Annotated in this window: 8 protein-coding genes; 2 read left to right on the top strand and 6 right to left on the bottom strand. The window is 46.8% G+C overall.

Annotation, left to right across the window (positions count from 1 at the left end):
• Positions 1–78: 78 nt before the first annotated feature.
• The 4 genes from ilvN to QUB56_RS35030 form a co-directional block, all read right to left on the bottom strand.
• Complete coding sequence (gene ilvN, locus QUB56_RS35045) at positions 79–597, bottom strand: acetolactate synthase small subunit (RefSeq protein WP_332960964.1); 519 nt, start codon at positions 595–597, stop codon at positions 79–81.
• 468 nt (positions 598–1,065) lie between these two features.
• The gene (locus QUB56_RS35040) at positions 1,066–1,878 is read right to left on the bottom strand and encodes a carbon-nitrogen hydrolase family protein (RefSeq protein WP_332960963.1); all 813 of its coding nucleotides are present in this window, start codon (positions 1,876–1,878) and stop codon (positions 1,066–1,068) included.
• A gap of 302 nt (positions 1,879–2,180) precedes the next feature.
• Positions 2,181–2,309 carry a photosystem I reaction center subunit IX gene (gene psaJ / locus QUB56_RS35035; protein ID WP_332960962.1) on the bottom strand — a complete coding sequence of 43 codons (129 nt, stop codon included), beginning with the start codon at positions 2,307–2,309 and terminating at the stop codon, positions 2,181–2,183.
• Between the two features lie 118 nt (positions 2,310–2,427).
• The gene (locus QUB56_RS35030) at positions 2,428–2,916 is read right to left on the bottom strand and encodes a Photosystem I reaction center subunit III (protein WP_332960961.1); all 489 of its coding nucleotides are present in this window, start codon (positions 2,914–2,916) and stop codon (positions 2,428–2,430) included.
• Positions 2,917–3,249: 333 nt separating this feature from the next.
• Between QUB56_RS35030 and tsaD the strand changes: the two genes are divergently transcribed.
• Both tsaD and QUB56_RS35020 read left to right on the top strand, forming a co-directional pair.
• On the top strand, positions 3,250–4,323 hold the full coding sequence (gene tsaD, locus QUB56_RS35025) for a tRNA (adenosine(37)-N6)-threonylcarbamoyltransferase complex transferase subunit TsaD (protein WP_332960960.1): 1,074 nt from the start codon (positions 3,250–3,252) through the stop codon (positions 4,321–4,323).
• Between the two features lie 102 nt (positions 4,324–4,425).
• On the top strand, positions 4,426–4,917 hold the full coding sequence (locus QUB56_RS35020) for an N-acetyltransferase family protein (RefSeq protein WP_332960959.1): 492 nt from the start codon (positions 4,426–4,428) through the stop codon (positions 4,915–4,917).
• A gap of 291 nt (positions 4,918–5,208) precedes the next feature.
• On the opposite strand, the gene QUB56_RS35015 is transcribed toward QUB56_RS35020, so the two are convergent.
• Together QUB56_RS35015 and QUB56_RS35010 are read right to left on the bottom strand one after the other, a co-directional pair.
• Positions 5,209–5,949 carry an HAD family hydrolase gene (locus tag QUB56_RS35015; protein WP_332960958.1) on the bottom strand — a complete coding sequence of 247 codons (741 nt, stop codon included), beginning with the start codon at positions 5,947–5,949 and terminating at the stop codon, positions 5,209–5,211.
• Between the two features lie 693 nt (positions 5,950–6,642).
• Positions 6,643–10,851 carry a chemotaxis protein CheB gene (locus QUB56_RS35010; protein WP_332960957.1) on the bottom strand — a complete coding sequence of 1,403 codons (4,209 nt, stop codon included), beginning with the start codon at positions 10,849–10,851 and terminating at the stop codon, positions 6,643–6,645.
• Positions 10,852–11,735 lie beyond the last annotated feature (884 nt).

Raw genomic sequence — 11,735 nt, 5'->3', positions numbered from 1 at the left:
CAACAGTCAACAGTCAACAGTCAACAGTCAACAGTCAACAGTCAACAGTCAACAGTCAACAGTCAACAGTCAACTAACTTAAACTTTTGCTTCCAAAGACTTGAGAAACTCAGTATTTACCCCCGACTCGCGCGTCAGGGCAATTTTCCCAGTACGAGCAATTTCCTTAATCCCAAATTTATTCAGAACCTGGACGATCGCCACCATTTTACCCGGGTCTCCCACTACTTCCAATGTCAGGGTATCATCACCAATATCCACCACTCGGGCTCTAAAAATTTGAGATAACTCAATTATTTCCGATCGCGTCCCGCTAGCAGCATTAACTTTCAGCAACATCAACTCCCGTTCCACACATGGAGTTTCCGTTATATCCTGAACTTTTAGCACGTTTATCAACTTGTACAGTTGCTTAGTCAACTGCTCGATAATCTGGTCATCTCCGGGTACAACCATTGTAATCCGAGATATTCCCACTTGCTCTGCAGGACCAACAGCCAGACTTTCAATATTAAAACCCCGACGGGCAAATAAACCAGCAATTCGAGTGAGGACACCCGCTTCATCTTCAACTAAAACCGAAAGAGTGTGTTTCATTTCTCCAAAAAGACGCATTTCGTGCAATTCTACTTTCGCAGATTCGCCCCAGAGCAGAAGTGCACGCCCATTGAACCTGCCTTAGACATTTTATCGCGAGTTATTGGCCGTTCCTCTCCAGGAAAAAACAATATATAGCGGTTCGATCGCGTTGTGAGGTATGCCCGCGGATGCCTATGCCCACGGATGCCTATGCCCTATGCCCACGGAGACCTATGCCAGATAGTACCTCATGTTACGCTCGAAAGGCTGTATTAAGCTGTCGGGACCCATAGTCACGCCCGATCGACAATATCAGTCATAGATGGCATACATCGGCCCCCAGCCGGTTCTTGTGGTCGATCGCACGCACAGGATCTAAGTTTTTTTGTCTGGGAACCTACACAATTACTTGAGCGAATAAAAACTTCACAGGTTGAGCAGCCCAATGGGACTGAGACTTTGAGACCAATTGGTCTCAAAATTCCTTCACAGAAAAACCCGGTGTTGCAGCGATGGCATTTGGCGGCGGACTTGTTCTAGTCGATAGGGATTAATTTCTGCGATCGCCACACCCGGTTCCTCTCCAGCATCTGCCAAAACCGCACCCCAAGGGTCTACAATCATCGCGTGACCGTGTGTTTGACGGCGGTCGTAGTGGTGTCCAGTCTGTGCCGGGGCGATCGCATAACAAGTATTCTCGATCGCCCTAGCTTGCAGTAAAACCTTCCAGTGATCCTTGCCAGTGTAAGCCGTAAACGCCGCCGGCACGAACAAAATATCAGCCCCCTTGTACGACAAATGCCTGTACACTTCCGGGAACCGCACGTCATAGCACACCGAAAGTCCCAGCGTCCCCAACTCCGGCGACACATAAACCGGTGGCAAATCTTCACCAGCTTTCACCGTGTTCGATTCCCTGTAAGTAATGCCGTCTGGCACATTCACATCGAACAAATGTACTTTTTGGTACCTTGCCACTTCAGTGCCGTTTGGGTCTACCAGCAAGCAAGTATTGTATACCTTCCCCCCTGAAGTCGGCACTGGAAATCCGCCGCCCAGAATCGTTACCTGGAACCGTTGGGCCATCGTTTTGAGGAATTTTTCGCTTTGGACTCCGATCGCCTCTGCTGAAGCCATCTTTTCCTCCTCGAACCCCATAAACGAGAAATTTTCTGGTAAGCAAATTAACTCCGCACCTTGACGCACTGCCAGGTCGATTAATTCCTCTGCCTGAACCAAATTTTTTTTCAGGTCAGGCAAGCTAGTCATTTGAATTGCTGCGGCGAGATAAGACTTCATCGATTCACAATATTAGTCATTAGTCATTAGTCATCAGTCATCAGTCATCAGTCATCAGTCATCAGTCATTGGCAACTAATTTGAACACTAAATATTTGAGATTCTTTGTTTTTTTCTCATTTATGCGGTGGTCTTGCACCAATTAATCTGGTTTGAGAGCTTTGATGTTTGAGCTTTCAATTAACCTGTAACTCATCACTCAAAACTCAAAACTCTCAATTTTTTCCTCCACCGTCAACCGTCAACCGTCAACCGTTAACCGTCAACCGTCATAGGTTTTGCAACCTAATTTCCCTCAAATCTTAAGGCATCGGATGGAAAAGCAGGTCTGGGAAAAAGCGGTTAAATTCTATTAAAGCCGCGCCTTGAATAGATAGCCAAAGGATAGCCAATACTGGGGCGGTCGAAAGAAACTTGAGAAAGTATTGCATGAATTCTGCTCCTGAAAATTCGAGACAGTTGGTAATTGCCGATCGATAAGAGCGCTAATTGCTAATTTCTAGTTAATTACTTAACTGTTAGCTATTAGAGCTTGTCCATTTCCCAATTTTAGCGGGGGGAAACAGTAATTTCGTCGTCCTTGGCAAACATTTCACCGCTGGTGATCGATCCGAGAGCTGCCAGAGGCCATAAAACGCCGCTCAGCATACATTTGAGTGCCAAAGGAACGTCGATAATAATCTCTTTTTCCTCTGGGGTTGCTGATTTTTTGGTAACTTGCAGATAAGAACGGCCCACCCAACCAATCCAACCTGCCATATACAAGAACAGTATGCTAGGAATCAAAAAGTCCCCTGCTTTGCTCAAGTTGCCGTCTACGATTAAGTGCGGGTATCCTTCCGGGCCGCACATAGCTTGAGAATAGCGATCGAACCGCGCTTTCGCCGATGCCGGGTCGCCATTGGTTGAACGTGCATTTTTAGCCAGTTCCTTGAATTCGGGAGAGTCCTTGCACGGCACTAAATTGTAAGCCGAAGCAACTGGAGCAAAACTGATCCAGACACTCAACACTAAAATTGCAGCAAACAATCGTCGCATGGAATTGTTTCCTTTTGTTACAAAACAATAAGTTTTTGTACAAGCATTTCAACTTGCCGATCGCGAATCCAGATTACCGTGTTTGTTGACAGTCTAAAGTATCCATCATTGATGCGGCAAAGCCCAATAGAATGAGGGATTCGCGTTTTCATAGGTCAATGCTGAGCTAGCAATACCGCGAGGATATTCCTTCATTGCATCCGAGGATGGCCTTACCTGTCGATCGGCGGGCAAATATCCCTTAACAATAACCTGAGTACAGGTATAGCGGGGGACTTGCGCCGAATTAGTTAAGCTAGCAATAGCTAACCTATCAAATAAAATTACCAGTTAATGGCAACCATTTTCGCAATCGAAACAAGTTGTGACGAAACAGCAGCAGCAATTGTTAAGAATCGTCAAGTTTGCAGCAATGTTGTAGCATCGCAAATTAAAATCCACGAGCAGTACGGCGGAGTGGTGCCAGAAGTGGCTTCGCGGAGTCACCTAGAAATGCTAAATCAGGTAATTGCCCAGTGTCTCTCGGAAGCAAACCTGAGTTGGTCAGAAATTGACGGCATTGCAGCGACTTGTGCACCGGGTTTAGTAGGTGCATTATTAGTCGGGCTGACAGCGGCGAAAAGCTTGGCAATAGTCCATCAAAAACCTTTTTTAGGCGTCCACCACCTTGAAGGGCACATCTACGCTTCTTACCTTACCGAACCCGACTTGCAGCCACCGTTTTTGTGTTTGTTAGTTTCCGGGGGACACACCAGCTTAATTTACGTCAAAGATTGCGGCGTTTACGAAACGGTAGGACAAACACGAGACGACGCCGCCGGCGAAGCTTTTGATAAAGTCGCGAGACTGTTGCAGCTAGGATATCCCGGCGGGCCGCTGATTGACAAATTGGCAGCCCTTGGCAATCCCCAAGCATACCCCCTCCCAGAAGGTAGAATTTCGCTGCCCGGTGGCGGTTACCATCCCTACGACAGCAGTTTTAGCGGGTTGAAAACGGCAGTTTTGCAATTAGTGCAGAAACTCAAAAAACAAAATAACAATGTGGGTGCCGAAGGCTTCTTGCCTGGGTCTACCGTTAATGATATTGCGGCTAGCTTTCAAGAAACTGTAGCTAAGAGTTTAACAAAAAGAGCGATCGACTGCGCCCTAAATTTCGGGCTGACCACTATTGTAGTCGGCGGCGGAGTTGCAGCAAACAGCGGACTGCGAAAACACTTACAAGCAGCAGCAGCAAAACACAACTTGCGAGTATTGTTTCCGCCCTTAAAATATTGTACAGACAACGCAGCAATGATCGGCTGTGCGGCGGCAGAACACTTGCAGCGAGGACACACATCGCCGCTGACTTTGGGAGCAAATTCGCGGATGACCCTCAGCGATATTATGGAACTTTACAATAGTCATTAGTTATTAGTCATTAGTTATTAGTCATTAGTTATTAGTCAACCGTCAACAGTCAACCGTCAACAGTCAACCGTCAACAGTCAACAGTCAACCGTCAACCAAACCATGAAAATTCGCGACGCAGTAGAAAGCGATTTGCCAGCAATTGTCGAAATATACAACGCAGCAATACCAGGCAGAATAGCCACAGCCGATTTAAAACCAGTCTCAGTCGAAAGCCGCCTTCTGTGGTACAGAGAACACTCCCCCAATTGCTTGCCGATTTGGGTAATCGAATCAGAACAAAATATTGTTGGCTGGCTGAGTTTTCAGCTTTTCTACGGACGTGCCGCTTATCAGCATACAGCAGAAGTTAGCATCTACGTCGCACCCGATCGCCAACGCTGCGGAATCGGACAAAATTTATTGCAATCGGCAATTGGGCGGAGTCGAGAATTGAATCTTAAAACTCTCATGGCGATTATTTTTGCTCACAATCAGCCGAGTTTAAGATTGTTTGAGAAATTTGGCTTTCAGCGGTGGGGATATCTGCCGCAAATTGCCGAACTTGACGGCGTTGAAAGAGATGTCGTAATTCTGGGTTTGCGTTGTCTGTAGGGACTGAGATATTGCACGATTCTCGCTTAACAGATAAGATGCCTGTTCCACAATAAAATTCATCTCTTGTGGAACAGGCCCGAAAGCCTGTTCATAAAAGGATTATTGACAATGCTGCAACCTCTCATATCGTTTCCAATTGCATCGGAATAATCAAATCGAGTCAACAGTTAACACTCAACCATTCAGTTTTTCCACCCGCCCGTCAACCGTCAACAGTCAACAGTCAACCGTCAACCGTCAACAGTCAACAATCACGGACGGTACAACCGGAATTAAAGTGATGTTTGCTCAATCTGCTAAAATTGTAATTTCATCCAAAGATGCGATCGCCACATCAGCTTTTTCCAAATGACTAACCTGGGCATTCCCCCAACAAATCCCGATACAGCCAGCCGCCTTAGCACTTTTCCCCATCTGAATATCGCCCGCTGAATCTCCCACCATCAACGTTGCTGCGGGATTTACTCCGAGTTTCTCACAAGCTTGCAAAAACAATTTCGGGTCTGGTTTATGAACCGTTGAATCCACTCCCATTTCCAACTGAATCCAGTCGCCTAAGGCGTGGTGTTTCACAAATTTCTGCACGGCCTGTGTCGTAGCAGCCGAAAGAATTCCCAGCTTCAAACCCGCTTCTGAAAGATATTTCAGTACTTCCAAACTACCGACAAATAAAGGAGAAACAGCACTATTTTTAAACATTTCGTCAGCTTCGTCAAAAGCGCGGCGCGCAATAGTTAAAGATTCCAGCCATCCCCTGCCGGTTTCGGCGATGTATCCCGCCGCAACAATCTCATTTTCCCGGCGACTGCCGACTGCTAGCAAACCCGTGGGGTCGAGGCTGCTGCCTTCGATACCGAAAGCCATTTGTAAAGGCTCTCCAACGCCCGGAATTTGAGCGTCTGCGAGGCGCGCTCGCTTAATCCCCAACAGTCTCAAAAACTCCTGAGAGTCCTCTAGAGTGCCGTCTTTGTCAAAGATTACGGCTTCGATATTTGAGAAGGTAATGCCCCGACATTTAATACTTACCAAGAATCATAACTCCCGAATTTCTATATTTTTTTCTATTTTCTCACGTTGTGTTTTTTTTAGCAATTGTTTTATTGTTGACTGTTGACTGTTGACTGTTAACTGTTGACTGTTACAGCATTTTTTAGGTAAGTGAGGTAGATAGCTTTCGATAGAGGACACGGCAGTGCCGTTTCCCTACAGCGATTGAGCGCTTGACTGCTGTACTTTTCAACGTGGAATCTGCTGTAACTAATGACTAATGACTAATGACTAATGACTAATGACTAATGACTAATGACTGTTAACAGGCGGGTTGAAAAACTGAATGATAGTTGAGTATTGACCAAGAATTTCAAAGGTGGTACCCGCCACGTGATTTATCCGTGGAATCAATCCCAAATCGAAACTCGAAAATCCTCAAGCCCCCGCATTTATCCCTGGGGTCAATCTAAAATCTAAAATCTAAAATCTAAAATCGATTGACTGTTGATTCGCTTTTACAATTCCTCAGCTAGCGGAGTTGATATGATTGGTATAAGATGGAATTGTTTTATTAAAAAATCAGGACACAACACTGTTGTGTCCCTACAAAATCAGATTGTATACTACAGGGAAACGGCCCAGCCTAAGTTGGGCGCGGGACTCTGCTGCCTGTGACAAAAAGCGGTTTCAACCACAGGTTATTCTCTGAAAAAAAAAAGAAATAAAAGAAAGTCAAAATCTCCCTACTAAATTGGCAATAATTAATCCTAGTTGAACCGGCTTGATCGGCTTAGCAATATGAGTTTGAAAACCAGCTTCGATCGCCCTTTCTTCTTCTTGAGGGCTCGCATACGCAGTCAGGGCGGCGGCTGGGATTTTTCCCCCAGCTTCCGCAGCAAGAGCTCGCACTTGCCGAATTAAGAAATACCCGTTTTCCTCTGGCATTCCGATATCCGAAATCAGCACGTCATATCTGCGGGGATTTTCCGTCAAAGCTGCCATCGCTGCTCTTGCAGATGCTACTGTCAAAACCTCAGCGCCGTAGTTTTCCAGCATATATTTTAAGAGATCCCGAGTATCAGCCTCATCATCTACAACTAAAATTTGCAAACCATCCAAAGAGGGGATGCGACAATCCACCGCCTCTGCAGCCGACTCTGGCTCAGCAGCCGGCTCTTCTGGGCTTGGCGGTGTAAACTCTTGAGGCGAGGCTCTCAGCGGCAATCTCACAGTTATTGTAGTTCCTTGTCCCTGACCCGGACTATCCGCTTGCACCGTTCCCCCGTGCAGTTGAACGAGATGGTACACGATCGCCAAGCCCAATCCCAATCCTTGCTCCGTCTTAGTGGGGCTGGAATCTCCTTGGCGGAAGCGATCGAAAATATGCGGTAACAACTCAGGCCCAATCCCTTTTCCGGTGTCCGTGACTCGAACTTCCGCATGATTCTCGAGCTCCTGCATCACGATTTCCACTCGTCCCCCCGCCGGAGTAAACTTAATCGCATTAGACAGGATATTCCATAAAACTTGCTGCAAGCGATCGACATCGGCTAAGACAGTTACAGCACTCAAATGCGAAACAATTTCAATGTGTTTTGCTTGGGCTGATAATTGAACCCCCTCCAGCGCAGCTTGCACCACTAACCGCAGATCGATCGAACGGGTAGTCAGTTTAAGCTTGCCGTTGGTAATCCGAGAAATATCGAGAAGATCTTCGATTAACTGAGCTTGCGCCCTCGCGCTGCGCTCGATCACCTCTAAAGCGCGAAGAGTTTCTGCTTGCTTCAGTTTCCCCGATCGCAGCATTTGTGACCAGGCCAGAATCGGAGTCAGGGGATTGCGCAATTCGTGGGAGAGATTCGCCAGAAATTCATCTTTAGCTCGGTTAGCTTTTTCTGCTTGTTGGCGGGCTGACTGTTCCTGCTCCAATAACTGCGATCGCTGTGCCTCAAACTGCTTGCGATCGGTGATATCCTCGATCGACAGCAGAATCATTGAAACCCTATCTTCTGGTTCAACCTTACAAGCATTTAGCAGCAAAGTTTTGGGCCCGAGCCGCCCAAAAGTCTGCTCGATCTCAAAGTTATTAAGCTCAACATCACTAACCAGAATATCTTCCAAAAGCTCTCGCAGTTCCGGGGTATTCCACGGCCCGTTAGCTAATTCAAACCAGGAATCTTGGGCCATTTCTGAAGATGAAACTTGAAACGTTTCGTATAATGCTCGATTGGCCGTGTTCACTTGCAAATCAGCATCCAGCACCATTAAAGGCGTTGGCACGCTTTCCACAATTGTTTCCGCATAGTTGCGCGCTGTTTCTATGGTGGCAGCACTGCGTTTGAGAGCGTCAATATCGATCAAAACGATTACCACACCCTCAATCTGGTTTTCCGCTGTGCGGTAAGGACGAATGCGGAGGGCGTACCAATATCCCGATTGAGTTTGCACTTCTTGTTCTTTCGTGTTGAGAGTCTCCATCACCTCCAAAATCATCTCTTCCAAGTTGGGAATCTCCAGATTGACTCGGATGTCGCTAAAGGGGCGCCCGACATCCGTAGAAATGAGATTGAACAGCCGCTGTGCCATTGGCGTAAAGCTGCGAATCCGCAAATCGTTTTCCAGCATTAAAATTGGAATATTGATACTGGCCAGCAAATTAGTCACGTCGTTATTAACCTGCTGCAAATCGAGATTTCGAGTGCGAAGTTCCTCCACAGTGGTAATCAGTTCTTCGTTAGTAGCTTGAATTTCTTCTTTAGCCGTTTCTAGTTCCTCATTGATGCTTTGTAGCTCCTCGTTGCTCGATATAATTTCTTCGTTGGCAATTCTGAGGTCTTGGGTGAGATTTTCTTGGTTATCGATTACCGCTTGCAGGTGCGCTTGAGCCATCTTTTTCTCTTGCTTAGCCGTGGCAAGTTCCTGCCTCAGTCGAACTATTTCCCGCTCAAAATCCCTTGGTTCTAAGCTGTCAAAATTGTCGATTCCCAGGTCGATGGCTGCGGGTAAAGTTTCTTCAAACAGCACCAAAAAGTAGCGTGTTTCCACCCTCGCAGGCTGGAACGGAATCACCTCAAAATTGACGAGATGCGTCTCCTCCCCCTCTTGCACCCTCAGCCGTTCTTTTCTCACCGTCACGTTCTGAGTTTGCGCTTGATAAATTGCGGTGCGAAGCTCAACAGACAATCCTGGTACCGCCATTGCGAACAAGTTTAAAGTCGGCGTTCCAGATGTGAGTCTTAAGTACCGATTGGTGTCTCCCCGGAGTTGCAAAATCTCCATCTGCTCGTTGACTACCGCACCCACAGCATTATAGCGCTTTAAAATCAATTGGTCTGTTTCGCGCTGCAAGTCAAAGCTATTAGCAAAATTTGGATTCATTGGCTGCGGATTATCGGCTCGGGTTAGGGGAAAGAAACTTGTCCCAAAGGGAAGTCGGGGAGGATTCGCGGTTAACTGTTTGGCATAAATTTTAGATGGCCCATCCACTAAAGTAAATAAGTCCGAGGATTTGCCCGTACTTTCGGAAGTGCCGAGCATCAGGAAGCCTGTTCGGTTGAGACTGTAATGAAAAACTGACACAACTCGTTTTTGCAAACGTTCTGCCAAGTAAATCATCACATTGCGGCAGCTAACTAAATCGAGATTAGAGAAAGGCGGGTCGATGCCTAAGTTTTGTCTGGCGAATACGCACAGTTCGCGGACTACTTTGCAGATGCGATATCCGCCTCCTTCTACGGGGACAAAGAAGCGGCGGCGCCGTTCTTCGGAAACGCCTAGCATCTGGCTTCCTGGGTAGAAACCAGACCGAGCTTTGGAGATCGCCGCCTCGCTGATATCCGTGGCAAAAATCTGAATCGGCGGCGCGATAGCTCGATCGTCCAAAAACTCTAACAAGCAAATGGCGATCGAGTAAACTTCTTCACCAGTCGAACATCCTGCAACCCAAATCCGAATCGGAACTTCTGCGGATTTATTTTGGGTAATCGTAGGGAAAACGTAGTCTTTTAAGCGTTGAAATACTTCTAAGTCACGGAAAAAACTCGTGACGTGGATCAGAATTTCTTCATACAAAGCTTTGACTTCCGCCGGATGGTCGAGGAGATATTGAGCGTAATCTTCCAATCGTTCCATTTTGTACAGCACCATCCGCCGCAGCATTCGCCGGTTCAGGGTGGCCGCTTTGTACTGGCTGAAGTCAACCCCTGCGCTCGATTTCAGCAGCGCAAAAATAGTCGCCAAGGCCGACCCCGCTTCTGGCAATTCTTCAGGGATTGTCACAGGTAGCGGCCCAGCCAGTAACGAATGGCGGCTGAGATTTTCCAGTTCCCGCGCAATTGCCTCAGGTGGCAAAACGAAGTCTACATTACCTGTAGCCCTGGCGGTATTCGGCATACTCTCGAATTTGGCTGTGTCTTCGCATTGAGCAAAAGTCACGCCTCCGGCTGCTTTGATTGCCATCAGCCCCAAGGCGCCGTCTCCATCGGCTCCCGATAAAACTACGCCGATGGCTTTGTTGCCCCGATCGACTGCTAGGGACTCGAAAAACGCATCTGCGGGCATATATTTGCCATCAATCTTCTCACGCGGCAGCAGTCTCAGCAGCCCTTCTACCAGCAGCAGCTTGGTATTCGGCGCAATGATGTAGACATGGTTAGGCTCTACAGCCATGCCTTCTTGCGCCTCCTTCACGGGCATTTCCGTGCTTCTGCTGAGAATCTCGCTCAGCAGGCTGTGGCGATCGGGCGCTAAGTGCTGGATCAGCACAAATGCCATGCCGGTATCTGCTGGTAACGGCTTGAGCAACTGGATGAATGCTTCCAAGCCTCCGGCAGAAGCCGCAATCCCGACGACGGGAAAGGGGGCATCGGTTTTAGCTTCCGGATCTAACTCGATCGCGCCCTGGTCGATCGGCGGTAAAGTATTTTCTTGAGATAAGTTCATAAACACCCACTTTCTTAAGTAATGCAGATTAGCAGCTAGCTAATCTCGGCAACCGGCGAGTAACCAATACGGACTATTTACCTTTAATAGGACTTTGATTTGCCCACCTTACGCAACTGCCTTAGGGCTTAAGTACAGTATTATAAGGATTAAAGAAGTTAAGCAAAAATACTGAAAAAAATCTGTTTTTTATACTCTGCTCGCTGGATATAATGTTTTTTTTTGCTTGAACCACGAGGTTTCTACCTAGATGCCATGTCATTGTTGGCGATGGGCAAAGCAATCGCAAAGAGGACGATAACTTTACATTTTTTTACTTAAGGCGATCGGCTTAAGTTGATAGCAACGAACAATGTTGTTGTCCTACAAAATTAGCAAGCCATATTTTTTGTAGGGAAACCGCCTTGCCGTATCCGGCCCTGGAATCGGCGACTTTTAATGACTCGTATCAGATTAAATTTTTTTTCCTATAAAATTAGGACACAATAATGAATGTTGTTTTTCTACAAAATTAGATTGTATACCATATTTGTAGGGAAACGGCAATGCCCATTGGTGTCAACTTACAGCAGATCCCATGTTGATCAAGTACACCCGTCAAGCGATCGATCGCTGTAGGGAAACGGCACTGCCGTGTCCTCTATCTTTGCTTACCTAAAAAATGCTGTAACTTCTACCCGAATGTCACTTGAATAAGCTAGATAGGCTGATCAATATGAGTTTAAAAACCAGCTTCGATCGCCCTTTCGGGTTCTCGATCGCTCCCACAAGCAGTCAATCGATTTTAGATTTTAGATTTGAGATTTGAGATTGACCCCACGGATAAATGCTCTTTCTTGAGGATTTTCGATTTTCGAAAAGGGATTGATTCCACGGATAAATCA

Origin of the sequence: Microcoleus sp. AR_TQ3_B6, from assembly GCF_036702785.1 — a bacterium.
Taxonomy (GTDB): domain Bacteria; phylum Cyanobacteriota; class Cyanobacteriia; order Cyanobacteriales; family Microcoleaceae; genus Microcoleus.
The sequence above is the reverse complement of the archived record's forward strand: the minus strand, read 5'-3'. Positions and strand labels throughout refer to the sequence as shown.

Excerpts from the sequence above, each read along its gene's own strand:
- ilvN (WP_332960964.1), bottom strand. The coding sequence starts at position 597 with ATGAAACACACTCTTTCGGTTTTAGTTGAAGATGAAGCGGGTGTCCTC.
- QUB56_RS35040 (WP_332960963.1), bottom strand. The coding sequence starts at position 1,878 with ATGAAGTCTTATCTCGCCGCAGCAATTCAAATGACTAGCTTGCCTGAC.
- QUB56_RS35010 (WP_332960957.1), bottom strand. The coding sequence starts at position 10,851 with ATGAACTTATCTCAAGAAAATACTTTACCGCCGATCGACCAGGGCGCG.
- QUB56_RS35020 (WP_332960959.1), top strand. The coding sequence starts at position 4,426 with ATGAAAATTCGCGACGCAGTAGAAAGCGATTTGCCAGCAATTGTCGAA.
- tsaD (WP_332960960.1), top strand. The coding sequence starts at position 3,250 with ATGGCAACCATTTTCGCAATCGAAACAAGTTGTGACGAAACAGCAGCA.
- QUB56_RS35030 (WP_332960961.1), bottom strand. The coding sequence starts at position 2,916 with ATGCGACGATTGTTTGCTGCAATTTTAGTGTTGAGTGTCTGGATCAGT.
- psaJ (WP_332960962.1), bottom strand. The coding sequence starts at position 2,309 with ATGCAATACTTTCTCAAGTTTCTTTCGACCGCCCCAGTATTGGCTATC.